The sequence below is a fragment of the Pseudaeromonas sharmana genome (assembly GCF_042649925.1).
GTDB lineage: Bacteria > Pseudomonadota > Gammaproteobacteria > Enterobacterales > Aeromonadaceae > Pseudaeromonas > Pseudaeromonas sharmana.
This window is the reverse complement of sequence record NZ_JBHSAF010000010.1, coordinates 32,877-55,665: the sequence shown is the minus strand read 5'-3', so window position 1 is coordinate 55,665 and position 22,789 is coordinate 32,877. Positions and strand designations below refer to the sequence as shown.

At 54.9% G+C, this 22,789-nt stretch carries 24 protein-coding genes and 1 tRNA gene; 12 read left to right on the top strand and 13 right to left on the bottom strand.

The window, feature by feature from the left end; genetic code table 11:
• Nucleotides 1-830: 830 nt before the first annotated feature.
• Entirely contained in the window at nucleotides 831-1,157 is a 327-nt protein-coding gene (locus ACFOSS_RS09485) for a DUF440 family protein (RefSeq protein WP_377152092.1), read from the top strand.
• 80 nt (nucleotides 1,158-1,237) lie between these two features.
• Here the strand turns inward: ACFOSS_RS09485 and ACFOSS_RS09480 are convergent, their stop codons facing one another.
• The 3 genes from ACFOSS_RS09480 to ACFOSS_RS09470 all read right to left on the bottom strand — a co-directional run bounded on the left by ACFOSS_RS09480 (nucleotide 1,238) and on the right by ACFOSS_RS09470 (nucleotide 3,204).
• Complete coding sequence (locus ACFOSS_RS09480) at nucleotides 1,238-2,077, bottom strand: CvfB family protein (RefSeq protein WP_377152091.1); 840 nt, start codon at nucleotides 2,075-2,077, stop codon at nucleotides 1,238-1,240.
• Between the two features lie 101 nt (nucleotides 2,078-2,178).
• Nucleotides 2,179-2,466, bottom strand: a complete 288-nt coding sequence (rplY, locus tag ACFOSS_RS09475; RefSeq protein WP_377152090.1) for a 50S ribosomal protein L25 — start codon at nucleotides 2,464-2,466, stop codon at nucleotides 2,179-2,181.
• Nucleotides 2,467-2,577: 111 nt separating this feature from the next.
• Nucleotides 2,578-3,204: a LysM peptidoglycan-binding domain-containing protein gene (locus tag ACFOSS_RS09470; RefSeq protein WP_377152089.1), complete on the bottom strand. Its 627-nt coding sequence runs from the start codon at nucleotides 3,202-3,204 to the stop codon at nucleotides 2,578-2,580.
• A gap of 85 nt (nucleotides 3,205-3,289) precedes the next feature.
• Here ACFOSS_RS09470 and ACFOSS_RS09465 point away from each other — a divergent pair, with 85 nt between their 5' ends.
• Nucleotides 3,290-4,189, top strand: coding sequence for a DMT family transporter (locus ACFOSS_RS09465; RefSeq protein ID WP_377152088.1), 900 nt, complete (start codon nucleotides 3,290-3,292; stop codon nucleotides 4,187-4,189).
• Between the two features lie 45 nt (nucleotides 4,190-4,234).
• On the opposite strand, the gene ACFOSS_RS09460 is transcribed toward ACFOSS_RS09465, so the two are convergent.
• Nucleotides 4,235-4,322, bottom strand: a tRNA-Ser gene (locus ACFOSS_RS09460).
• A gap of 192 nt (nucleotides 4,323-4,514) precedes the next feature.
• Here ACFOSS_RS09460 and ACFOSS_RS09455 point away from each other — a divergent pair.
• Both ACFOSS_RS09455 and ACFOSS_RS09450 read left to right on the top strand, forming a co-directional pair.
• Complete coding sequence (locus ACFOSS_RS09455; RefSeq protein ID WP_377152087.1) at nucleotides 4,515-5,249, top strand: DsbA family protein; 735 nt, start codon at nucleotides 4,515-4,517, stop codon at nucleotides 5,247-5,249.
• Between the two features lie 64 nt (nucleotides 5,250-5,313).
• On the top strand, nucleotides 5,314-6,471 hold the full coding sequence (locus ACFOSS_RS09450; protein WP_377152086.1) for a ribosomal protein uL16 3-hydroxylase: 1,158 nt from the start codon (nucleotides 5,314-5,316) through the stop codon (nucleotides 6,469-6,471).
• Here the strand turns inward: ACFOSS_RS09450 and ACFOSS_RS09445 are convergent.
• Together ACFOSS_RS09445 and ACFOSS_RS09440 are read right to left on the bottom strand one after the other, a co-directional pair.
• Complete coding sequence (locus tag ACFOSS_RS09445) at nucleotides 6,454-6,627, bottom strand: hypothetical protein (RefSeq protein WP_377152085.1); 174 nt, start codon at nucleotides 6,625-6,627, stop codon at nucleotides 6,454-6,456. The genes ACFOSS_RS09450 and ACFOSS_RS09445 overlap by 18 nt on opposite strands.
• A 49-nt stretch (nucleotides 6,628-6,676) precedes the next feature.
• Nucleotides 6,677-7,213: a YaeQ family protein gene (locus ACFOSS_RS09440; protein WP_377152084.1), complete on the bottom strand. Its 537-nt coding sequence runs from the start codon at nucleotides 7,211-7,213 to the stop codon at nucleotides 6,677-6,679.
• Between the two features lie 221 nt (nucleotides 7,214-7,434).
• On the opposite strand from ACFOSS_RS09440, the gene ACFOSS_RS09435 reads away from it, so the two are divergent.
• On the top strand, nucleotides 7,435-7,854 hold the full coding sequence (locus ACFOSS_RS09435) for a hypothetical protein (protein WP_377152082.1): 420 nt from the start codon (nucleotides 7,435-7,437) through the stop codon (nucleotides 7,852-7,854).
• Nucleotides 7,855-7,913: 59 nt separating this feature from the next.
• Here the strand turns inward: ACFOSS_RS09435 and ACFOSS_RS09430 are convergent, their stop codons facing one another.
• Both ACFOSS_RS09430 and ACFOSS_RS09425 read right to left on the bottom strand, forming a co-directional pair.
• Complete coding sequence (locus tag ACFOSS_RS09430) at nucleotides 7,914-8,153, bottom strand: hypothetical protein (protein WP_377152081.1); 240 nt, start codon at nucleotides 8,151-8,153, stop codon at nucleotides 7,914-7,916.
• Nucleotides 8,154-8,412: 259 nt separating this feature from the next.
• Complete coding sequence (locus ACFOSS_RS09425) at nucleotides 8,413-8,883, bottom strand: YhcH/YjgK/YiaL family protein (protein WP_377152080.1); 471 nt, start codon at nucleotides 8,881-8,883, stop codon at nucleotides 8,413-8,415.
• 119 nt (nucleotides 8,884-9,002) lie between these two features.
• On the opposite strand from ACFOSS_RS09425, the gene ACFOSS_RS09420 reads away from it, so the two are divergent.
• The 6 genes from ACFOSS_RS09420 to ACFOSS_RS09395 all read left to right on the top strand — a co-directional run bounded on the left by ACFOSS_RS09420 (nucleotide 9,003) and on the right by ACFOSS_RS09395 (nucleotide 16,793).
• A complete protein-coding gene (locus tag ACFOSS_RS09420; protein WP_377152078.1) occupies nucleotides 9,003-10,274 on the top strand; it encodes an MDR family MFS transporter in 1,272 nt (423 codons plus the stop codon).
• 282 nt (nucleotides 10,275-10,556) lie between these two features.
• Entirely contained in the window at nucleotides 10,557-11,936 is a 1,380-nt protein-coding gene (eat, locus tag ACFOSS_RS09415) for an ethanolamine permease (protein ID WP_377152077.1), read from the top strand.
• A gap of 74 nt (nucleotides 11,937-12,010) precedes the next feature.
• Complete coding sequence (locus ACFOSS_RS09410; protein ID WP_377152076.1) at nucleotides 12,011-13,402, top strand: ethanolamine ammonia-lyase subunit EutB; 1,392 nt, start codon at nucleotides 12,011-12,013, stop codon at nucleotides 13,400-13,402.
• A gap of 23 nt (nucleotides 13,403-13,425) precedes the next feature.
• Nucleotides 13,426-14,241 (top strand): ethanolamine ammonia-lyase subunit EutC, encoded by an 816-nt coding sequence (gene eutC, locus ACFOSS_RS09405; protein WP_377152075.1) that lies wholly within the window; start codon nucleotides 13,426-13,428, stop codon nucleotides 14,239-14,241.
• 137 nt (nucleotides 14,242-14,378) lie between these two features.
• Nucleotides 14,379-15,368 carry a 2-hydroxyacid dehydrogenase gene (locus ACFOSS_RS09400; RefSeq protein WP_377152093.1) on the top strand — a complete coding sequence of 330 codons (990 nt, stop codon included), beginning with the start codon at nucleotides 14,379-14,381 and terminating at the stop codon, nucleotides 15,366-15,368.
• 354 nt (nucleotides 15,369-15,722) lie between these two features.
• On the top strand, nucleotides 15,723-16,793 hold the full coding sequence (locus ACFOSS_RS09395) for a BMP family lipoprotein (protein ID WP_377152074.1): 1,071 nt from the start codon (nucleotides 15,723-15,725) through the stop codon (nucleotides 16,791-16,793).
• A gap of 1 nt (nucleotide 16,794) precedes the next feature.
• Here ACFOSS_RS09395 and ACFOSS_RS09390 read toward each other — a convergent pair whose 3' ends face one another.
• Nucleotides 16,795-17,604, bottom strand: a complete 810-nt coding sequence (locus ACFOSS_RS09390; protein WP_377152073.1) for a M90 family metallopeptidase — start codon at nucleotides 17,602-17,604, stop codon at nucleotides 16,795-16,797.
• 202 nt (nucleotides 17,605-17,806) lie between these two features.
• Between ACFOSS_RS09390 and ACFOSS_RS09385 the strand changes: the two genes are divergently transcribed.
• Nucleotides 17,807-18,376: an acetate uptake transporter gene (locus tag ACFOSS_RS09385; protein ID WP_377152072.1), complete on the top strand. Its 570-nt coding sequence runs from the start codon at nucleotides 17,807-17,809 to the stop codon at nucleotides 18,374-18,376.
• A gap of 53 nt (nucleotides 18,377-18,429) precedes the next feature.
• Here ACFOSS_RS09385 and ACFOSS_RS09380 read toward each other — a convergent pair whose 3' ends face one another.
• The 4 genes from ACFOSS_RS09380 to ACFOSS_RS09365 all read right to left on the bottom strand — a co-directional run bounded on the left by ACFOSS_RS09380 (nucleotide 18,430) and on the right by ACFOSS_RS09365 (nucleotide 22,663).
• Nucleotides 18,430-18,903, bottom strand: coding sequence for a type II secretion system protein (locus ACFOSS_RS09380; protein WP_377152071.1), 474 nt, complete (start codon nucleotides 18,901-18,903; stop codon nucleotides 18,430-18,432).
• A gap of 207 nt (nucleotides 18,904-19,110) precedes the next feature.
• Nucleotides 19,111-20,382, bottom strand: a complete 1,272-nt coding sequence (sstT, locus tag ACFOSS_RS09375; RefSeq protein WP_377152070.1) for a serine/threonine transporter SstT — start codon at nucleotides 20,380-20,382, stop codon at nucleotides 19,111-19,113.
• Nucleotides 20,383-20,620: 238 nt separating this feature from the next.
• Nucleotides 20,621-22,141 (bottom strand): amidophosphoribosyltransferase, encoded by a 1,521-nt coding sequence (gene purF / locus ACFOSS_RS09370; RefSeq protein WP_377152069.1) that lies wholly within the window; start codon nucleotides 22,139-22,141, stop codon nucleotides 20,621-20,623.
• Between the two features lie 39 nt (nucleotides 22,142-22,180).
• The gene (locus ACFOSS_RS09365) at nucleotides 22,181-22,663 is read right to left on the bottom strand and encodes a CvpA family protein (RefSeq protein ID WP_377152068.1); all 483 of its coding nucleotides are present in this window, start codon (nucleotides 22,661-22,663) and stop codon (nucleotides 22,181-22,183) included.
• Nucleotides 22,664-22,789: the final 126 nt, after the last annotated feature.

Genomic DNA, 22,789 nt, shown 5'->3' with positions numbered 1-22,789 from the left:
AAAATTTTTGACTGCCAATCCTGCGAGTGCCCACACAGATTGCTTGATTTGATTGTTAAAGAGCGTGACGACCGCGTCGTCGATGTGGGCGCATTATAGGGGGGAGATCACAGTTGGCAAGCAAAATTCGTGAAAAACAGATTGATTGCTCACAAAGCAAACAACACCAGTAAATAGCCTGTCCATTTTCATATTTGTAACGGGCCGTAAATGTAAAAAGCTGCCAAGCGGCAGCTTTTTACTGGTGCAGCGCTAACGAATTACTTAGTCTCAGTCGCTGCAGATGTTGCGGCTGAAGTTGCAACTGCAGCAGACGTTGCTGCTGCCGCAGAGGTGGCTTCGGCAGCTGAGGTCGCAGCAGCGGCAGAGGTCGCAACAGCAGCAGAAGCAGCGGCCGGAGCGGCAGCCGCCTCATCAACCTTTTTCTCACCACAGGCCGTCAAAGATACAACCAGCAAACCAGCCAGAACCAGAGCATGTTTCATTTGTCATTCCTTCATTCGTTGTTATTAACTCAAGAACCCTAAATTGACTAGGGCGCACCAAAGTGCAGCGTAATTTTAACAAGAATGATCCAAGAATCCAGCCCCATTTGCGACTAACACTCTAAATTCGCAGCCATAAAATATATAAGCATCTTGTTTTATATATCTGGAGACATTCAGAATCATCTGTTTTTTTTGAATGACAGAGCCCGATTTTTATTCACGAACAAATCTCAGGATAGGCATCTGGTTTAATCAATTTCGATTTTTTGGATCGCGGTCTGCTGATCGCCTCATCATTTACTGTTTAAATAGCAACCTAGATACTGATTAAGAGAGCCAATAATGTCTGCTACTTTATCTCCTGACACCTTGATTGAGTTGGGATATGAATTATTTCTTAAGCATGCAGCTGATCACCTGCCACCGGAAGCGATCGTTGATATCACATTGGAATTTGAACAACGCGGTGCTGTTGATGCGATAGAGCCAGCTGCAGATTGGGTAGATTTCAATGCCGAGCAATGGAGTAAGGATGCTTGGTATGAGATCCTGATCGGTCTACTTAACCATCAGGACGACTTTGAAATCATTTACTGCCGAATACTGATGCCTAAAGATGGCAATACTGCACATGCACAATTGCGCTGGATGGAGCAGGATATCCACTGAGAGCTGAACATCAGCGCAAAATCATCACATTCACCGCGTCGAGGGAAGCCAGCTCAGGCTTCCCGGTTACCAGCGGCATTCTAATCCTCTTTTCCCTGCAGGCGAATGCCATCCTCATCCAACCTGATGACCCCTTTTTTATACAAGGCACCGATCGCTTTTTTGAAGGTCCCCTTACTCATGGCAAACAGCTGATTAATGACTTCAGGTTGTGTTTTATCGCCGACGGGTAGAAAGCCCCCCTGTTTCTGTAAGCGTTGCAGGATCTTCTCCGCCGCTGTATCCGTACCGACTTGCCCACCTTGGTTCAGGGTCAGGTCAATTTTTCCATCATCACGAACCTGTTTGATGAAGGCCTTAACTTCACGGCCGAGCGTGACTTTTCCGAAGACCTCATTGCGATAAAGCACACCCCAGAATTTCCCATCGACAATCGCTTTAATACCTAGCGGTGTTTGTTCTGCAGGCAAGACAGCAACGGAATCCCCTGGCTGATATTCTGGCCAGCCCTCTATCAAAAAGCGGTCCAACTTACTGGTTGCTGAAACCCGGCCATCTTGATCAAGATACAAATACACCACGTAGTAACGGTCGACCTGCATGGGTTGAGACTGTTCTCGAGCAGGGACAAACAGATCTTTTTTTAGCCCCCAGTCCAAAAATGCTCCTAACCGATTGGCACTAACCACCTTAAGGCCAACAAACTCTCCAACTTGCGCATAGGGTTTGAAACCGGTGACGTTGAGTTCCCCTTCGCCATCGAGAAAGACAAATACCTTGACGCCCTGGCCTGGTTTGGCATCGCGAGGTAACTGGCGCAACGGCAGCAAAACCTCACCAAAAGTATCAGCATCCAGCCACCCCCCCTTTTCATCGCGGCGCAGGAGGGTCAATGTATTGAGAGAGCCAAGTCGGATCATGGAAGCCTACCTTGTGTGATTAATCAGCGGTGACATTAGGTTAGCGAATTTTTGACAACAAAAAAGGCGCTCGATGAGCGCCTTTTGGTCACCTATGGTGCTTAAACGCGAACGAAGTCCAGGTGAACAACCTTCGGCTTGACCGGGTGGCGTTGAACTGCAGCAACCTTGACTGCAACTTCCTTGCCGTCGATAACCAGAGTGATGGTTTCGTTGTAGAAAGCGTCGTTGGCTTGAGCAACGATGATCTTGTTGTGATCGACGGTAACAGATACTGCTTCTTGACCAGCGCCATAAACAACAGCCGGAACCTTTTCGTCACGACGCAGGCGGCGGCTCGCACCTTTCCCCAGGTCGGTACGCAGTTGAGCTTCGAAAGAATAAGCCATGATAGTTCTCACTTAACGAGTTTGATTGAGTGGTGGTTAGATGCGACCGTCCAGCCACCTCGAGTAAAACGGCGCGCATATTAACACCGCCGGGGAAATGGTACAAGTTACTTAGTGACGGGACAGCCGGTGACCATACCCCACTAATCGGCGATATAACAATTTTCGCTCCTGCTGCGACAAACGGGCCAGTTGCAGCAGCGCCTGCGGTTGTGGGCAATAGAGTCGATCGCCAATTCTGAGCTCATCGGGGTTATTGTCCAGTTGCTCGCGGTTTGCCGCGAACAATGCCAATATATAGAGATAAGGATCCCCGTTGGGCCCGGCCAACTGTGAGCCAATACCCCATAGCGTCTCTCCAGGCTGAGTGACGCTATGACAGACGGTGTCGTTATTGTTTTCAGAAACATCGGACACCTCAGTGGCAACGCCCAGCCTGGGCTCAACCATTGCGGCTGAACCCGAATCATCAAGTGATAGCTGAACCTGTCCCCGGGCTTGTACATGAAAACGAGCCAGCCAAAGCCCATCCCGCAGCACCACGCTTTCGGCAGGATAGGTCTTCCCTTGCCATAACAGGTGTATTGTTGCCGCCGGAGGCGAACCACTAACCATGTGAACAGGGATACGGATCCAGGTTTCATCCGCGATGGATTGCGCCTGTAATAGCAACACCACCGACATCAATAATGCTTGCAAAATATCCCCCTCGCCGTTTATCTGGAGCTGAGTAAGCATGGCTGGCACTGTGCGATAATCACAAGTAACTTGTGTTACTGGCGCAATACCGCGATCTCACGCTCCCATTGCTATTGGAAAAAACATGCCTTTTGCCAAAAACATACCATCACACGCCGTGGGTGTTTTCCTCGCCTTGCTTGCGGCCTGTGGCTTCGCCGCCAAGGCTATTTTCGCCAAACTGGCATATCGCTACGGTGTGGATGCCATCACCATGGTGACACTACGTCTCGGCTTGCTGGTTCCGATACTGTTACTGATTCGCTGGCGCAGCATGGCATCCGAGCCACCGTTGAACGGAACACAGCGATTATGGCTGCTCATTCTAGGACTCCTGGGCTACTACCTCTCCAGCCTGCTGGACTTCATTGGACTGGAAACCGTCAGTGCCAGTCTGGAACGGATGGTGTTGTGTCTCTACCCAACACTGACGGTATTGCTATCAAGCTGTCTGCATAAGCAACGTCTACACCCTCCGCTGATTTTTGCCTTGGCCTTGACGTATGGAGGGATGGGACTGGTCTTGCTGCCTGACCTTGGCAAGGCTCATGCTGACTTGATGGGGCTGTTATGCGTGCTGGCCAGCACCATTACCTATGCCCTCTACCTGACGCTCAGTCCTACCACCATTCAACAGATAGGCGCCCGCCGTTTCACCGAGCTGGCATTGCTCGTTTCTGCAGCTGCGATGTGCTGCCACTTCCTGTTAACGCGTAGTCCACAACTGATTATCGAGCAACCGTGGCAAGTTTGGAGTTATGCCTGTGCCATGGCCCTCTTATCAACACTGTTTCCCCTTTATGCCCTGAGTGCAGCCATGCTGCAAATTGGAGCCAGTAAAGCCGCCATCATCGGTAGTCTGGGGCCAATATTAACCATTCTCTTCAGCATGGAGTTGCTGGATGAATGGTTATCTGGCTGGCAGTGGCTAGGCGTGTTGCTGGTAATCGGCGGGGTGACCCTGACGAGTCGCAAAGGCAAATAGCAACCAATAGAAAAAGGCCCACTAAACTAGTGGGCCTTCTCAATCTGGCGGAGGGGGTGGGATTTGAACCCACGGATGGTCGCCCATCGACGGTTTTCAAGACCGTTGCATTAAGCCGCTCTGCCACCCCTCCGTAACGGGAGCGAATACTAGCGATATCATAACGGCTTGTAAATGGTGTCGGATCTCAACTGCTGCTATTTGCGGCAATCTTCGCGTTTGTTGTGCAAATAATCGCCCTACTCGCTCTGAAACTTGACTTGCATGCGTAAAGTCAGACTAGATAAGGTCTTGTCTCCACACATTTTAATCTTGGTAATCACTCATGAAGATCTCCCATCGCCTTCTGCCGGCACTCGCCTGTCTCGCACCGCTCGCCTTCCCTGTTCACGCCGCCGAGCTCGAACGGCAGGATGTCGAGAAAATTGTTCACGATTATCTGCTCGCCCATCCGGAATTGTTGATCGATATGTCCAATGCCCTGCGAGCCAAGCAGGAGTCCCAACAGCAAGAGGCGGACGTGCAACTGATTAAAGCGCATCATGATGCGCTATTTGCCGATAAGCGAGACCCTGTTGCGGGCAACGAGAAGGGCAGTGTGAACGTGATTGTCTTTTTCGATTACAACTGCGGCTATTGCAAGCGCGCCACCCCGATGATTGACACCCTGCTGCACGACAATAAGAAAGTCCGTTTGGTATATAAGGAATTCCCCATCCTGAGTGAGACCTCTTACATCGCCGCCAAGGCGGCTTTGGCTGTCAACAGTCTGCATCCGGATAAATACAGCGCGTTTCATGCTGCCCTGATGGCTCATCAAGGTGCGTTGAGCAGTGACAAGGATCTCGCGGTGATCGCCAAGAAAGCCGACCTGAACTGGCCTGCCATCGAGAAGAAGATGCAAGACCCGACCATTGAAAAGCAGCTGCTTGAGACGCGACAACTGGCCGAAAAGCTCGGCCTGACAGGAACACCGGCATTTGTGATTGGCGATCAGATTCTGCGCGGCGCCCCGCGTACCACGGACGATCTGAAAGCCTTGATCAACGACGTAAAGTAAGCGTCCTTATGCCGATCGTCATACGGTCGGCATGAATTTCTCCAAATTCCATCATGGAGCGCGTATGGCGTATCACGTTGCCATTCACTGGCCTGACTTTCTACAAAAATACTGGCAAAAACAGCCTGTGGTATTACGGCGCGCACTGTTTCCGTTTGTGGATCCGCTGAGTGCCGATGAATTGGCCGGGTTAGCCATGGAGGAGCTGATTGACAGTCGTTTGGTCAGTCGCCAGCAAGGCAAATGGCATGTCCAGCACGGTCCGTTCGAATCATTTGATCACTTGGGTGAATGTGACTGGTCGCTGCTGGTCCAGGCGGTAGACCATTGGCATCCCGTTGCAGCCGGACTGATGGAGCCATTCCGTAGCCTGCCCAACTGGCGTCTGGATGATCTGATGATCTCCTTTTCTGTCCCTGGTGGTGGCGTTGGGCCACATATCGATCAATATGATGTATTCATCATTCAAGGGATGGGCCGCCGACGCTGGCGTGTCGGCGCAAAAGGCGATCATCCGCAGGTTTGTCCGCACCCAGGTTTGCTGCAGGTTGCAGATTTTACTCCCATCATTGATGCCGAACTCGAAGCCGGTGACATCCTCTATATTCCACCCGGTTTTCCCCACGACGGCTATGCACTCGAGCCCGCATTAAACTATTCCGTCGGTTTCAGGGCCCCCAATCAACGAGAGTTATTCAGTCATTTTGCAGATTATCTACTGCAGCAGGATGGCGGTAATCAGCGATATAGTGATCCCGAATTGCAGCCGAGCACCGCGGCTGGCTGCATTCAGAATCACGAAGTACAACAGCTGCGTGACATGATGCAGGCGCTGTTGACTCATGATGATTTCGCCCACCAGCTGGCACAAAGTCTGAGTGAAGCCAAGCACGAGCTCGCGCTGGAACCCGTGGAGCCGCCGTTTACCGAAGGCGAAATCTACGACCGGCTCGAGGCGGGTGAACGTCTGGTTCGTCTGGGCGGGTTACGCGCACTTTATCTCGAAGGCGAAGAGTTAGTCTGCTTCATCAATGGTGAGGCCTTTTCCGTACCTGACGGTGCCTTTGCATTGATAAAGCTATTGTGTGACCAGACGGTGACCATGCCTAACCAGCTAGACGCATACCTCAGCCAACCTGAGGTTCTTGCATGGCTGAGCATGCTGATCAACAGCGGCTACTGGTATTTTGAGGCCGATATGCAATCAGAAGACGAGGCGTGATAGCGCCTCACGCTTCATGCCGATAGAACAAAGCACGCGCCGCGTGCTTTGTTCTTTACTGCCCTGGTTGGCTTTTCGTGACGTCGGTGCCAGCAGGCAGATTGTTGGTCGAGAACCGGTAACTTCCAGCTTGTGCAGCCGGCGCATGATGAGCATCGATGCAAGCTCCCGGCTTATCGTGCGCCCAGAGCCCCTGTCTTCTGAGTCAAAGCCAGCGTTCTGGTGTCCAGCATAGCGCTACCTCGCCACTGCTGATCCAGACAGTGCCCTCGCTAATCGTCACCTGAATCGCCATGCTCCGCTCGGCCAATGCCGCCAGCGGCTCCAAAAGTGCATCATCCACATAATAAATCTGCACATTGGATAATTTACTGACCTCGGACTGATGCTGCTGCCACCACACCTGGGCGGCGCGCGCACCATATGCAAACAGATAGACCTGCTGTGCCCGATTACTGGCCCGTTTCAACCGCTTTGGCTCGGGTAATCCCACTTCAATCCACTCGGCAATATCGCCATGCAGCTCATGGCGCCACAGATCCGGCTCATCGTCCGCGCACAGACCGCGAGTAAATTCCAATTCTGGTGCCGACCGTAAACACCATGCCAACAGACGCACCATCATACGTGCATCCGTCTCCGAAGGGTGACGGGCCAGGGTTAATGCCTGTTCCAGATAGACGTGGCGGTCGGTATCGGCCACATTGACAACTGCCTTGAAAATCGTCGCTTTTAGCGCCATGGGTCACAAACCTGACTGAAGGGGTGGCCCAGTCTACTGATCCAACGCACAGGCAACAAATTTATATCGCCAGCCCTCTTTTGTCGTCAGCATTGCCCCATATACTAAAAGCGTCTGCGGGACGACAGGATACACGCAGCTTCTCTCGCCTGCAGCCGCAGCGAAGTCAGGATTATAATCACAACAGCAACAGGCGAGTCTTTTGGACAGAGGGAATGATGATGGAAGTACAAGCCGTGAAAGACCAAGGCAAAGAGCGCATCAAGGTTGTGTGGCTCATCAAAGGGATCGCCAAAAGCAAAATCACCTTGCAACCGGCGCAATTAAATGCAGACGCTCTGCCGACGCGAGTTATCAGTTGGCGAGAGGGTGACCCTCGACCAGTACGTGTGCCTTGGGTCGTGGCGCGAACCAAGTCAGCGACGCTGGATCTGGTCAGCCAGAACAGACTCGAACCTCAAGTAATCGATATGCGCAAGCGTGTTCAGTGGCGCGATACCTTACCGCGGCTTCAAGTCTCGTGGATGACTCGCAACACGCCAGCACCGGTGCATGACGAACGGTTGCTCACTGTTTTGCTGCCCAAGAAGGTCAGCTGGCAATGTGGCGATGAACCCAAACATAACGTCAGCTGGGTTTAACCACCGCCCGTTTGAAACCAGAACGCCCATAATGAGGGCGTTCTGTGTTTTAGCGGGAATTAATTTAGCAAGAAACGCACCGCGGTCTTCATTGAAGAAGCTCGTCCTCGTTCGTCGCCAAGACAGCCACATGCCAGAAACTCGCCCTGTTGTGTCCCTGCCTTCACCTCCCCCACCCGGCATGGCCAGCCTTGTGCATTTTCCTTGCGGATCATCCAGCTAGGGCCGGCCAGCGCTTCGGCATAAACACCAGGGTATATTTCATTGCCCACAAACAGACCGTTAACAAATACGCTCATGGCTCTCTCCTGAAAATCCGTTATCAAGTCGTGATGCATCGCTGAACGCCACTACACTGCCGGCGTATCCAATGTATGAATTAACAGTACTGTATGTGAATACAGTATTCAATCTTTTTTTAACCTGTTTGTGGTCATCAACTAAACAAAACGGGGCGACACCAAGGTGCCGCCCCGTCTGCATTGAGCAGGGATAACCCAATGCTCTCATTATCGCTTCAACCAAAAAGCGCTCTGTACCCCTGCAAAATCGGGGTCATCAGTCGAGCATCGCCGCCTCGACTTTCAAGATTGCCTTGCGCACTGGCGCGGGATCATCGATAGCACATAGCGGCCGATGCGGCTCGCCAGGCAGAAAGACCACCAGTTCACCGGGTGCCAGATCCACAAACTGCTCGCCGACGAGTTGCTCGAAAAACGCTAAGTCCTGTGTCACCAGGCGATCATCATCTGGCGGTGTCGTGGCACGACGAGCACGAATCCCATAACGCTCATGGCCCGCAATCACTAACTGTATATCCAGATATCGAGCATGGATCTCAGGTCGCAGGCTAGCCGCAGGTTTGGTCATCTCTTCACAGACCAGCACAAACGCCTTATCCCCCTCGATAGGATAACGCCCAGGCTGGGGGTGCTGCTCCAGCAATGCCAACATCTGGTGCAGATAGCGTTGCAGTACAGGAGGCAGTAACGCCAAGGTAGACGCATCGTCTTTGTGAGCCAACAACATAGAGTTCAGTCCCTTCATCAAAGTTGACGGCAGCATACCCCTAGCCCAAGCCACTCACCAGCCGTTTGCAGTTGTTAGGGCAGACAGTTAGGCTATCTGTCCAAGCCAAGGAGTTGTCCATGTCATCTCGCCCCACCACGCCTCCCGCTGAACCCGCCAACTCCCGTCTACTCTCTTTCACCCGGTTACGTCATTTGCCACACATAGTGCACGTGATCCTGCTAGGAACCCTGCTGTCGCGGTTTGCATTCTTCATGGTCTGGCCCTACCTGGGATTGATGCTTTACCGTCAGTTCGGGCTGTCGGCGACTGACTCGGGTCTGATACTGGCGTTGTCTTCGGGATTTAGCACCCTGGTCGGTATCTACGGCGGCAATCTCGCCGATCGCTATGGCCGCGGCAGAGTCATGTTAACGGGCAGTGGGCTGGGTATCGCCGGCATGACACTGTTTGCCTGTGCAGGCTCACCAACCGGTTTTGCCTTGGGTGCCATCAGTAACGGTATGATGCGCTCGCTGCTGGAGAATCAAGGCCGCGCCATGATCGCCGACCAGTGCCCGGACGCCATGGACCGCGAGCTGGCGCTGCAATTGCGTTATTATCTCATCAACCTTGGCGGCGCTATCGGCCCGCTGTGTGGCCTCTGGCTCGGCATGGCCGGTCAGCAGAGCACCTTCTGGCTGGCAGCGCTGGGGTATCTACTCTATGGCACCTTACTGGCCGCGACCCTGTGGCACATCAGTGAACAACGCCGTCAAACACTCAGTGCCCTCGGCTTTGGTGCTACCCTGCGCGTACTGGCTCGGGATCGCGCCTTCAAATGGCTAACGCTGGGCAATATCTTGACCATGTTTATCTATGCCCATTTTCAAAGCACGCTCGATCTCTATCTGATGCGACAAGGGATCCCCGGCATCGCCGTCCTGATCACGCAACTGCTGCTGATCAATACGCTGACCATAGTTCTGTTACAACTCCCCCTGGTACACTGGCTGGCACGATTCTCGGCCGCCGAACGGATGCGCTTTGGCACTGCGCTGTTTGGCGTGGCGCAGATTGGTTTCTGGTTGACGCCGGTGCACTGGCCCACTGGCTATCTGCTGGCGGCGTTTGTACTCAGCGTAGGCGAAGTGATCCTGTTTCCGGCGTTGAATCTCCGTGTTGACGAACTGGCGCCCCCACATCTGCGCGGCACCTATGTCGGCGCAGCCTCCCTCTACCTGATGGGATCGGCCTGTGCCCCCCTCATCGGTGGTCTGGTTATCGATCAGCTCGGGGGCGAATGGCTCTTCATGCTCTGCCTGCTATTGGCCATCCTCGCGTGGGGGGGATACCGCTATTCCGAACGGCTGCCCATCTCCTCCCAGCCGAGCCTCGCCGCCGAACCCTAGTCGCTCGTCGTGGTACGCCCTCGTTGTCCATCGATGGTGGTCTAGCTCAAGCGCATGGTGTTGCGCAACATGGCCCATATGCCCCGAGCAGCCTGCACCTGTCTGGCTCGCCCCTGTCGCACCAGATTGGTGATTCTGCGCTGTGACGACTCGTCCCAGCTGGCCAGCTAATTCATATGTACTTGATTTTATTCAATAGAGGCCTCTGTTCTCAGGTTGGTACGCGGTTTGCGATGTGATTGTTACTTGTCATACAAAAACCGCGCCTCAGAGGACATACACATGCATACGGATAGCAATAAACCTGCTCTCAAACGGACCCTTGGCAGCTTCCACCTATGGGGCATCGCCGTCGGTCTGGTCATTTCCGGCGAGTATTTTGGCTGGAGCTATGGCTGGGCCCAGGCCGGCACCCTCGGCTTCCTAGTGACAGCCCTGATCGTAGCGGCCATGTATACCGCATTTATCTTTAGTTTTACTGAACTCACCACCTCGATTCCTCACGCAGGCGGCCCCTTTGCCTATGCCTATCGCGCCTTTGGCCCGGTCGGCGGCTACATCGCCGGTTTTGCCACCCTGATCGAATTCGTGTTCGCGCCCCCGGCCATCGCCATGGCGATCGGCGCCTATCTGAACGTGCAATTTCCAACGCTGGATCCGAAATGGGTGGCTGTCGGCGCCTATCTGGTCTTTATGTCGCTGAACCTAATTGGCATCAGCATAGCGGCAACCTTTGAACTGATTGTCACCCTGCTGGCGATCTTCGAACTGCTGGTCTTCATGGGGGTTGTCAGCCCTGGCTTCAGTGTGGCCAACTTCGTCGCTAACGGCTGGGCCGGCAGTAATGAATTCAGCAGTACCGCGATCTCCGGCATTTTTGCCGCCATCCCGTTTGCCATCTGGTTCTTCCTGGCGATTGAAGGCGCCGCCATGGCGGCGGAAGAGGCCAAAGAGCCGAAGAAAACCATCCCGAAAGCCTTTATCGGTGGCATTCTGACACTGGTGGTACTGGCGATTGGTGTAATGGTGTTTGCCGGTGGTGCCGGTGACTGGAGCAAACTCTCGAACATCAATGATCCCTTGCCGCAAGCGATGAAAATGATTGTTGGTGACAGCAGTGGCTGGTTGCACATGCTGGTATGGCTCGGTCTGTTTGGTCTGATCGCCTCATTCCACGGCATCATCATGGGATACTCGCGGCAAATCTTCGCGCTGGCCCGTGCCGGCTATCTCCCCAAGGGTCTGGCCACCATACATCCGCGATTCCAAACCCCGCATTGGGCCATTCTGGCCGGTGGAGTGGTCGGCATCCTGGCCATCTTCTCTGACCAGCTGATCGTGATCGGCGGCATGCCGCTGACGGCCAACATCGTCACCATGTCCGTGTTTGGTGCCATTGTGATGTACATCATTTCGATGGCTGCGCTCTTCAAGCTGCGCAAGAGCGAGCCCAAGCTAGATCGTCCGTTCGTCGCGCCCCTGTTCCCGTTTGCCCCGGCACTGGCACTGGGTCTGGCCGTGCTGTGTCTGGTAGCCATGGTCTACTACAACCAGCTGTTGGCCATGATCTTCGGCGGCCTCATGCTGGCCGGTTACGGCTACTTCCGCCTGACGCACGATGAAAGCGCCGCCGCCAGCGACGTTGAACTGGCCAAGGCCTGATCCTGTTCCAACCCCAACGTAACATCTGGTGATTTGCCACCGGCTCGGCCGGTGGCCTTTTTCATGAGGTTCCTATGTACCAGACCACGCTCTCGCATCGCCGTTACCACTTCCCCGACCTGCGCAGTCTAATGGCCAAAGCGACCCCTGCCCGCTCTGGCGATTATCTGGCCGGTATCGGTGCCGAATCCGCCGAGGAGCGGATGGCGGCCAGAATGGCGCTGGCCGATCTGCCCTTGACCACCTTTCTCAATCAGACCCTGATCCCCTATGAACAGGATGAGATTACGCGTCTGATCATCGATACCCATGACGCCGCCGCCTTCATGTTGTTGCGACATATGACGGTGGGTGACTTTCGCAACTGGTTGCTCTCCGAAGCCGCAGATAGCATGACGCTGGCTCGTGTCGCACCCGGCATCACCCCTGAGATGGCCGCAGCCGTCAGCAAGTTGATGCGCAATCAAGATTTGATCCTGGTAGCACGCAAGTGCCAGGTGGTAACCCGGTTTCGCAACACCATTGGCCTGCCTGGACACCTGAGCGTCCGTTTGCAGCCGAACCATCCAACCGATGATTGGCAAGGGATCGCCGCCACCCTGCTCGATGGCCTCTTGTATGGCTCCGGCGATGCCGTGATTGGCATCAATCCGGCGAGTGACAACCTGGCCGTGCTCGGCGATCTGAATCGCATGCTTGACGAGGTGATCCAGCGTTTTGCCATCCCGACCCAGTCCTGCATCCTCACCCATGTCACCAACACGCTGCAATTAATCGAACGCGGTGTCCCTGTGGATCTGGTATTCCAGTCCATTGCCGGCACCGAAGCTGCCAATGCCGGTTTCGGCATCAACTTGGCCATGCTGGAGGAGGCGCGTCAGGCGGCATTGGCATTGGGACGCGGCACTGTAGGTGACAACGTCATGTACTTCGAGACCGGGCAAGGCAGCGCCCTGTCGGCCAACGCCCATCATGGCGTCGACCAGCAAACCTGCGAGGCACGAGCCTACGCGGTGGCACGCCACTTTAAACCCCTGCTGACCAATACCGTGGTCGGCTTTATTGGCCCTGAATACCTGTACGACGGAAAGCAGATCATTCGTGCCGGGCTGGAAGATCACTTCTGCGGCAAGCTACTTGGCGTCCCGCTGGGATGCGATGTCTGCTACACCAATCATGCCGAGGCCGATCAGGATGACATGGACACCCTGCTCACGCTGCTGGCAAACGCCGGCTTGACCTTCCTCATCGGGGTGCCCGGCGCCGACGACATCATGTTGAACTACCAAAGCACCTCCTTTCACGATGCGCTCTATATCCGCGAACTGCTGGGGCTTAAGCATGCCCCCGAGTTCGGTGCCTGGTTGCAACAGATGCAATTGACCGATGCGGGCGGACACCTGCTGGCAGCCGGGCAACGTCACCCCTTGTTGACCAGCCTTAGCGGTAGCGGGCGGGCCGCCTGATGTATTTAATTCGAGGAGATGCCATGACACCGACCCTGGTTCAATCCAATCCCTGGCAGGAGTTGCGTCAATTTACGGCCGCCCGGATAGCACTGGGGCGCACCGGAGCCAGCTTGCCAACCGAGGCCTTATTGCAGTTCGGGCTGGCCCATGCCCAGGCCCGTGACGCCGTGCACCAACCACTGGATTTTCCAGCACTGCAGCTGGCGTTAGCCGCGCTGGGATTACCAACCATCACCTTGCACAGCGCCGCCCGGCATCGTGATGAATACCTGCGACGCCCCGACCTGGGTCGCCGGCTCGATAGCGAGAGTGCTGAGCGCCTGACCTCGTTAGCCAATCCGGCTTGTGATGTTGCCCTGGTGATCGCCGATGGGCTCTCCTCGACCGCCATCGCACATCATGCCGAGCCGCTACTGCGCACGCTGCTGCCACAGCTTGAGGCCTGCGGGCTGAGTGTCGGGCCGCTGACGCTGATCGCTCAAGGTCGTGTCGCCATCGGCGATGAGATCGGCGCCTTATTGAATGCTCGCCTGGTCGTGGTCTTGATAGGTGAGCGTCCCGGTTTGTCGTCGCCTGACAGCCTCGGCCTCTACCTGACATGGCACCCCCAGCCCGGACGCATGGATTCAGAGCGCAATTGCATCTCGAACGTACGGCCTGCCGGGCTCGATTACCCGCAGGCGGTGCACAAGTTGCAGTGGTTGATTGACCAGGCCTTTACCCGTCGCCTGACCGGAGTGCAGCTCAAGGATGAGAGCGATGAACTCTTGCTCACCCACGCGCCTGAGCGGCCTTGCGCCATTAGAAGTGAGCAAAACCACACGCCAAATATGTAATTTTATTACATAAACTCGCAGCCAAATAGCGAAGAATAGCGAGCGGCGGCTACATATGCCGCTTTTTATTAACAAGAGTCGTTGACATGGTGCCAGCAAGGTGTAATTTAATTACATATTTTCCTGGAGGTGTAATGATGAAAATTGCCATGTTCAGCGCCAAAGCCTATGACCGTGACCACTTTGAGTTGGCCAACGCCCAGTTTGGCTACAAGGTTGATTATTTTGACGTGCGCCTCGACCTCAAGACCTGTCGCCTGGCTCACGGTTACCCTGTCGTCTGTGCCTTCGTGAATGACGATCTGGGCCGTGATGTGCTGAGCGAACTGGCCGCCAATGGTACCAAGGTTCTGGCCATGCGCTGTGCCGGTTACAACAACGTCGACCTGCAGGCGGCCAAGGCGCTGGGCCTGCGAGTTGTCCGGGTGCCGGCCTACTCTCCTGAAGCCGTCGCCGAACACACCATTGGCCTGATGATGACGCTCAACCGTCGCATTCATAAGGCTTATCAGCGCACTCGTGACGCCAACTTCGCCCTGGATGGCCTGGTCGGCTTCAATATGTATGGCCGTACGGCCGGTATTATCGGTACTGGCAAGATCGGTATCGCCACGCTGCGCATCCTCAAGGGCTTCGGTATGCGCCTGCTGGTGAGCGATCCGTACCAAAATCCGGCGGCGCTGGAGCTGGGTGCCGAGTATGTCGATCTCGATACCCTGTTCCGTGAAGCCGACGTCATCAGCCTGCACTGCCCGCTGTTCAAGGAAAACTATCACCTGCTCAATGCCGACGCCTTCGCCAAGATGAAGAAGGGGGTGATGATCATCAATACCAGCCGTGGCGCGCTGCTCGACTCGGTCGCCGCTATCGAGGCTCTGAAACAGGGCAAGATCGGGGCGCTGGGTCTCGACGTTTACGAAGAGGAGCAGGAGTTGTTCTTCGAGGACAAATCCAACGAAGTGATCACCGATGACGTATTCCGTCGTCTTTCTGCCTGTCACAATGTGCTGTTTACCGGCCACCAGGCATTTCTAACCAAAGAAGCCTTGCTGGCCATCGCAACAACCACGCTGGAAAATGTCCAAGCGTTTGCCGCCGGCACGACAAATGGCAATGAAGTAGAGTAATCGACCGCCGGGTCTGTTAACGATGACAGGCCCGGCGCTCTTATTTTCTGTGCTACGAGACGTTATTTTCCTCTCACACTCCGCATCACGTTAACCTACAGATTATTCGTAAGTTTTTATTTCCGTTCCGACTCTCTTTGATATTCCTGGCACCGATCACCACCACTGGAATATATCTCGTCTACCGACTGAAATATTGCCTCTTGAAAACGTTTGCCAAGACAAATTAATAAATGGAAGCCGTTACATTGCGCCAAAAATCAATCTGACCTTGATCACGGATTCAAAAGCGACAACAATCTGCGGCCATTCGGGCTCCCGGGTTTCAGGAGCCTCTCGCTATGAGGACGTAACATGCTTTCTGTCGCACGGATGATGATGTTCGGGATCGCACTCGCTTTGCCATCGTGGGTTTTGGCCGCCAGCAAACCGGCCGTGGTCTATGGTCTCGGTGGCAAATTCGATGGCGCGGTGAACCAGCAAGTCTTTGAAAAAGGCGTACAACGATTTAGCCAGGAGACCGGTGTCGCCGTGACCGAACGGGAGCCGGCCAGCGTTGCCGAACGTCAGCAGATGATACGAGAGCTCGCTAAGCAAGGTTTCAGCCCTATCGTGCTGATCGGTGACGACGAACCTTCCAGCCTGCTTCCGGTGGCCGATGAATATCCCAAGACACACTTCACGCTGGTCGATGCCCAGCTGAATAAAGCCAATGTTCGCTCTTTGCTGTTCAATGAGCAGGAAGCGGCGTTTTTGATTGGCGCCATCGCCGCAGCGGAGTCGGAGACCGGCATCATTGGCTTCGTCGGTGGCATGGATCTGCCGACCATTCGCCGCTATGCCTGCGGTTATGAACAAGGCGCACTCTTTGCCAACCCGAGCATCGAGGTCAAGCAAAGCTACGTCACCTCGATCCCAAGCATGGCGTTTAATGATCCGGCAAAGGGCACCTTTGTCGCCAAGGGGCTGATCGACGACGGAGCGGATATCGTCTTCGCTGCCGCCCGCGGGACCGGCCAAGGTGTCTATCAGGCAGCGGCGGATGCCGGCGTCAAGGCGATCGGCTCGGACTACAACCAAAATAGCCTTTACCCTGGCACCATGCTGACATCGCTGTATAAAAACAGGCCGCTGGCGGTCTACCTGGCACTGGAGGAAGGCGAAACCGGAACCTGGAAAGCCGGCATTCGCCAGTTGGGGCTGGCCGACGACTATGTGGGCTGGGCGCTGGATAAGCACAACCAGGCCCTGCTCTCGGATGCCCTGCGCAGTAAACTTGAAACCCTCAGAGTGGAGATCCTGACCGGGAAGATCCAGGTTAACGATGTATTGCAACAGGGGCATTGTGAACTGGTGCGGCCGCAACAAGGAGCCCTGTGCGCGGCTATCGAACAGCGCAAGCCGGGCAGTCTGTGCAAGAGCTGACTTATTGGCCACCCAGGCGTGGCCAATGCCGTGTTTCGCTGGGTTGGCGCCGGACAGGATCCTGCTGATACCAGCCTCTGAGCAGATCATAGAGCGCAGGATACTGCTGTTGCAGTGCCAGCGGTTGACAGAAGAAGACTTCGCTGGCTATCGCAAACAACTCATCCAGGCCATCACAGGCCTGCTCATCCAGGCAACAGTTAACACCGGTATCGTGACAGTGACACACAGCGGCATAACTGGACTCCATCACCGACTGCCATCTGGCGATCGGCACACCTGGACGCTCCGGAGGCATGCCGTTGGCTATGCCGTCCGCCAGCATGTCCAACTTGTGGGCCAATTCATGGATGACAAGATGATAGCCATCCCAGTGGCCATCGTGTAACACTTCGGGCCATACCAGCACCACGGGCCCCTGCTCCCAGGCTTCGCCCAGATGCAGGCTGGTTTCCTCGGCGACCAAGCCGGCACCCAACGGGATTTCATCATGCCGCTCGACGGGAGCCGGCAATAAGATGATCTCGTAAAAGTTACGGTACCAGTCCAATCCTAGCTGCATGATAGGCAAACAAGCCTGTAATGCCATTGCTGCCATCTGCTCTGTACGCGGAGTCACGCCGATGCAGGTGATGCTCTTTTGTTGTAAAAACTGCCAGGCCAGATGCTGCAAGTGCTCGCCTTCATCCTCGCTGAGTCCACGCAAAATAGGCACTTGCAGCCGCCAGCAGCGCCAGGCGTCGGCTTGGTAGCGTGTGGCCGCCACCCGCTGTGACTTGCGCTGCCACCAGGTGACCAAACGAGACAACATACGCCTCCAGAAGCGACATGAAATAAAGAATCAGCGACAATCGACAGGGTAACGACACAACGATGATTGGCAAAACAAAATTAATCGTCAAGTCAGCCTCCCCACGCTTGTCAGCCTTGCACCTTCCCTCTAGAATCCGCGCGCTATATCCCTAACCAGCGGCAACCGGATTGCCGCTCACAACCTCATTGGAGATTTTAACGTGAACGAAAAACTGGCCAACCCGGCTCCACTCGGCCTGATGGGCTTTGGTATGACTACAGTGCTGCTGAATATCCACAATGCCGGTTTCATGCCAATCAGCGCCATGATCCTGGCCATGGGGCTGGCCTATGGCGGTCTGGCACAAGTCATCGCCGGTATCCTGGAGTTCAAGAAGGGCAACACCTTCGGTCTGACGGCTTTCACCTCCTATGGTTTCTTCTGGATCAGCCTGGTGTTTTTACTCCTGCTGCCGAAGCTGGGTCTGGGCGAAGCGGCAGATGAGTTCGCCATGGGCTGGTATCTGCTGATGTGGGGTATCTTCACCCTGTTCATGTTCTTCGGCACCCTGAAGGGCCCGAAAGCACTGCAGTTCGTATTTGGCTCTCTGGTCGTGCTGTTCGGCCTGCTGGCCGCTCGCGATTTCCTCGGCAGTGCCACTCTGGGAACCATCGCCGGTTTCGAAGGCATCGTCTGTGGCGCCTCGGCCATCTATCTGGGCATGGCGGAAGTACTGAATGAAAAATTCGGCCGCACCGTACTGCCTATCGGTGAGCCCGCTGCACACTAAGTGCTGGCTCGCTAAAAAAGGCGCCTGTCGGCGCCTTTTTCATTTAGTGCCTGTTATTTGCAGCCGGAAGTCTCGATATCCATCACCGGTTTCTTGCCTGCCGCTGTTGCCTGCCGATACCGCAAGTAACACTGCCCGACCCCCGCATCCTCCTGCAGGGTCCCATGCCAGTAAACCCAGGCGCCGGCATAGACACTCGCGCGTTGATGCCAATCCCCTGCGGGAAATTCAATCAATGACGAAAGACCCGCACTGACGCCGCCAGCCGGGTAACCATAGACCAGCGGGATAGTCTGTGTATTGTTAACGACTGATGCACTGGCACTGTTTTCCAGCCCGCGTACGGCCGCCAGCGCATACGTCTGCTGCCCGACCGCCTCAATCGCCGAGCGCATCCCGTACAGGGTACTGACCAGAGACTCCTTCCGCAGCGAGATCATCTTCGATGCCGCTAGCACACCGAGGATCCCCAGCAACACGATTACTATGACCAGTTCAATCAGGGTGAAACCACGCGCTTTTGTCATGTTATTTAGCTGGTTAGTTCGATAAAGCGAGGAACGGACTCGCATAATACGCAAAAAGTCCGGGATTGGTACATCGAAGACGCGGGAATGTGAGCTCGCATGAATCCGCAGCCTGGGCATCGCTTAACCCCTATCCACTGTGATGCCAAATACAACAGGCGGCCTTGGCCGCCTGTCGTATCGCAATAAACAAGGGTTGAGCACCACTCAGGCGTCGGCAGACTCGATAGCCGGAGTCCCCGCCAGATCGGGTGCTGACGCTTCTGTAAGACAGGCCGCTGCCGTAAACAACACATCGGTGGAGCTGTTAAGCGCTGTCTCAGCAGAGTCTTGCAGCACGCCGATGATGAAGCCAACCGCGACAACCTGCATCGCCAGGTCATTGCTGATGCCAAACAGGCTGCAGGCCATCGGAATCAGCAGCAAGGAGCCGCCAGCCACACCGGATGCGCCACATGCACCCAGTGTCGCCACCACGCTCAGCAAGATAGCCGTGCCGATATCAACCTGGATGCCCAGTGTGGTTACGGCGGCCAGTGACAATACCGTGATGGTAATTGCCGCCCCGGCCATATTGATGGTGGCACCCAGCGGAATAGAGACAGAGTAGGTCTCCTCCTGCAGTCCCAACTTCTCACACAACGCCAGATTGACGGGAATATTCGCCGCCGAGCTGCGGGTGAAGAATGCGGTCACACCACTTTCGCGCAGGCAAGTCCACACCAGCGGATAAGGATTACGACGAATTTTCACGAACACGATCAGCGGATTGACAACCAGTGCCACGAACAGCATAGATCCAATCAACACCGCAAGCAGATGTGCATACTGCCACAAAGCCGCAAAGCCGCTCTCCGCCAGTGTCGATGCCACCAAGCCAAAGATCCCCAGCGGCGCCAGACTAATGATCAAGCGGACCAGCGATGACACGCCATGCGCAAAATCGTCTACAACCTGCCGTGTTGCTGCCGCGGCATGACGCAAGGCCAGTCCCAGTGCCACCGCCCAAGCCAGGATGCCCATGTAGTTCGCTTCAGCGACGGCCTTGACGGGATTGCTGAAGATGTTGAACAACAAGTTACCCAGAACCTCTTTCAAACTGCCTGGCGAGGTCAGCGCCTCTTGTGTCGCAACCAGCGTTAAGTGCGAAGGGAACAGGAAGCAGGCGATCACCGCCACCACAGCTGCACTGAAGGTGCCCAGCAGATAGAGAACCAGGAGCGGCTTGATATTAGTCTTTTGCCCATGTTTGTGACCCGCTATCGCGGACATGACCAGCAGCAGAACCAGCACCGGGGCCACCGCTTTGAGTCCACTTACGAACATGTTCCCCAGCAAGCCCGCTGCACTGGCCCATTCAGGTGCCACTGCCGCCAGCACACCGCCAGCAATCAAGCCAATAATAATGCGAGTAACCAACCCGGTGCGCCGTAGCCAGGCGACAGGACCATGAGCTGAAGATGAAGAATTGTGCGGCATAAACACTCCATGAGTTAAAACAGTTCCATACATTTCCCCGATTGCGCGCGGCAACAGGAAATGCCGACACTATCCCACGTGACATTAACAATATCCAGATAAAGAGAGGAAAACGTGAGTGATACACAACTAATAGTCGTTTCTGCAGGATAAAAATGTTGGGCTTGGTGATGATGGCCTTAGATGATTCAGCTTAAAAAAAACGGCCCGCAGGCCGTCTTGTTCTTTAGGACAGGTTTCAGCTTTCGCCATTGTACAGTTCGAGATCGGCGACGCCTTCACTCCACTCGCGCACCGCCTTGGCATCGTCATTGCGCAGCACATTAAGGTAATTCAGATAACTCTGATCCACATCACCGGTTACATAATGGCCATTGAACACTGAGGTCTCAAATTGCGTCAGCGCCGGATTTTCCTCGCGTACCGCCGCCTGCAGATCATCCAGATCCTGGAAGATCAGACCATCGGCACGGATCAGGCTGCAGATCTCGTCAACATCACGACCATAGGCGATCAGTTCATTGCTGGTCGGCATGTCAATGCCATACACGTTCGGGAAGCGGATCTCGGGTGCGGCTGAGGCGAAGTAAACCTTCTCGGCACCGGCTTCACGCGCCATATCAATGATTTGGCCAGAGGTGGTGCCACGGACGATGGAGTCATCAACCAGTAACACCTTCTTGCCTTTGAACTCGGAAGAGATGGCGTTGAGTTTGCTACGCACGGATTTTTTGCGCTGCTTCTGGCCAGGCATGATGAACGTACGACCGATGTAACGGTTCTTGACGAACCCCTGCCGGTACGGCTTGCCAAGACATTGAGCAATTTCGAGCGCGATATCGCATGACGTCTCAGGAATGGGGATGACGACATCGATATCCAGATCCTGCCACTCACGCTTGATTTTTTCGCCCAGCTTGCGCCCCATGTGCACCCGTGCCGCGTAGACGGATACCTTGTCGATGCAGGAGTCGGGACGGGCAAAATAGACATATTCGAAGATACAGGGTGACAGCTTGGGATTGTCAGCGCATTGCAGGCTGAACAGCTGCCCCTGCTCGGAAATGTAGATCGCCTCCCCTGGCGCTACATCACGCATCAACTCAAAACCAATGACATCCAGCGCTACGCTCTCAGAGGCCACCATGTATTCGATGCTGCCATCTTCGTTGACACGACGACCAAGCACCAGCGGCCGGATGCCATGCGGATCTCGAAATGCCACCATGCCATGGCCGATAATCAAGGCTACCACGGCATAAGCACCGCGGACTTGACGATGCACACGGCTGACGGCGGCGAACACATCGTCTGCACGCAACGGCATGTCGACGGCACGCTCCAGCTCATGGGCGAAAACGTTTAACAACACCTCAGAATCAGAGGTGGTATTGATGTGACGGCGAGCCAGGCGAGTTTGTTGCTCACGCAGATCCTTGGCGTTGGTCAGGTTACCATTGTGCGCCAACGTGATGCCAAACGGCGAGTTGACATAAAACGGCTGGGCTTCAGCAGCACTGGAACTGCCCGCAGTCGGGTAGCGCACATGGCCGATGCCCATGTTGCCTTTCAGGCGCTGCATGTGCCGGGTCTCAAAGACATCCTTGACCAGACCATTGGCTTTGCGCTGCTTGAAATTGCCATCAGCGATGGTAACGATACCCGCCGCATCCTGCCCGCGATGCTGCAGAACGGTCAAGGCATCATACAGGGCCTGATTAACCGGGGTGGTGCCCACAATACCGACGATACCACACATGTCCTTGTTTCCTCGAGGTCACTAGTTTAAATAAATCAGTTACTTAATAAAGCTCGACGAGTTTTTCATAAACTCGAAGAACCAGTCGATGACAACCCCGAATTCGGGTATCAACACCGATTTTTTCCACCACTCCGCACTGGGCGCACTGGTAAAGGTATCCATGAAAAACAGCAGCGCACTGACGATCAATACGCCACGAATCGCACCGAAACAGACACCCAGTGTTCGATCCGTTCCGGACAGGCCGGTCTTGTCGACCAGCGTCGAGATGATGTAATTGACGATAGAGCCCAGAATCAGGGTGGCGATGAACAGCGCCAGAATGGCAGCACCATTGCGGATGAGTGAGTCGGAAATCGAAGTAAAGAAGACGGCAAGATCGCCATAAAAATTGCTGGCCACAAAGAACGCGGCAAACCAGGTCAACAGCGACAAGGCTTCCTTGACGAAACCACGGATCAGGCTGATCAAGGCCGAGAGGGCTATCACCGCCAGTATCGCAAAATCAATCCAGACCACAGCTACTCCAGGAGGGTCAAATTGCGGCGCATTCTAGCAAAAACGATTGCGCTTTGCTTGGAGAAATTCAGACGCCCAAGGCGTCCGCTACTGGATAAACCAGGGGCCGCGATGCGGCCCCTCCTG

Bases quoted from the DNA above. Each gene is read 5' to 3' on its own strand.
- ACFOSS_RS09485 (WP_377152092.1), top strand. From the start codon at position 831: ATGTCTGCTACTTTATCTCCTGACACCTTGATTGAGTTGGGATATGAA.
- ACFOSS_RS09480 (WP_377152091.1), bottom strand. From the start codon at position 2,077: ATGATCCGACTTGGCTCTCTCAATACATTGACCCTCCTGCGCCGCGAT.
- rplY (WP_377152090.1), bottom strand. From the start codon at position 2,466: ATGGCTTATTCTTTCGAAGCTCAACTGCGTACCGACCTGGGGAAAGGT.
- ACFOSS_RS09470 (WP_377152089.1), bottom strand. From the start codon at position 3,204: ATGCTTACTCAGCTCCAGATAAACGGCGAGGGGGATATTTTGCAAGCA.
- ACFOSS_RS09465 (WP_377152088.1), top strand. From the start codon at position 3,290: ATGCCTTTTGCCAAAAACATACCATCACACGCCGTGGGTGTTTTCCTC.
- ACFOSS_RS09455 (WP_377152087.1), top strand. From the start codon at position 4,515: ATGAAGATCTCCCATCGCCTTCTGCCGGCACTCGCCTGTCTCGCACCG.
- ACFOSS_RS09450 (WP_377152086.1), top strand. From the start codon at position 5,314: ATGGCGTATCACGTTGCCATTCACTGGCCTGACTTTCTACAAAAATAC.
- ACFOSS_RS09445 (WP_377152085.1), bottom strand. From the start codon at position 6,627: ATGCTCATCATGCGCCGGCTGCACAAGCTGGAAGTTACCGGTTCTCGA.
- ACFOSS_RS09440 (WP_377152084.1), bottom strand. From the start codon at position 7,213: ATGGCGCTAAAAGCGACGATTTTCAAGGCAGTTGTCAATGTGGCCGAT.
- ACFOSS_RS09435 (WP_377152082.1), top strand. From the start codon at position 7,435: ATGGAAGTACAAGCCGTGAAAGACCAAGGCAAAGAGCGCATCAAGGTT.
- ACFOSS_RS09430 (WP_377152081.1), bottom strand. From the start codon at position 8,153: ATGAGCGTATTTGTTAACGGTCTGTTTGTGGGCAATGAAATATACCCT.
- ACFOSS_RS09425 (WP_377152080.1), bottom strand. From the start codon at position 8,883: ATGTTGTTGGCTCACAAAGACGATGCGTCTACCTTGGCGTTACTGCCT.
- ACFOSS_RS09420 (WP_377152078.1), top strand. From the start codon at position 9,003: ATGTCATCTCGCCCCACCACGCCTCCCGCTGAACCCGCCAACTCCCGT.
- eat (WP_377152077.1), top strand. From the start codon at position 10,557: ATGCATACGGATAGCAATAAACCTGCTCTCAAACGGACCCTTGGCAGC.
- ACFOSS_RS09410 (WP_377152076.1), top strand. From the start codon at position 12,011: ATGTACCAGACCACGCTCTCGCATCGCCGTTACCACTTCCCCGACCTG.
- eutC (WP_377152075.1), top strand. From the start codon at position 13,426: ATGACACCGACCCTGGTTCAATCCAATCCCTGGCAGGAGTTGCGTCAA.
- ACFOSS_RS09400 (WP_377152093.1), top strand. From the start codon at position 14,379: ATGAAAATTGCCATGTTCAGCGCCAAAGCCTATGACCGTGACCACTTT.
- ACFOSS_RS09395 (WP_377152074.1), top strand. From the start codon at position 15,723: ATGCTTTCTGTCGCACGGATGATGATGTTCGGGATCGCACTCGCTTTG.
- ACFOSS_RS09390 (WP_377152073.1), bottom strand. From the start codon at position 17,604: ATGTTGTCTCGTTTGGTCACCTGGTGGCAGCGCAAGTCACAGCGGGTG.
- ACFOSS_RS09380 (WP_377152071.1), bottom strand. From the start codon at position 18,903: ATGACAAAAGCGCGTGGTTTCACCCTGATTGAACTGGTCATAGTAATC.
- sstT (WP_377152070.1), bottom strand. From the start codon at position 20,382: ATGCCGCACAATTCTTCATCTTCAGCTCATGGTCCTGTCGCCTGGCTA.
- purF (WP_377152069.1), bottom strand. From the start codon at position 22,141: ATGTGTGGTATCGTCGGTATTGTGGGCACCACCCCGGTTAATCAGGCC.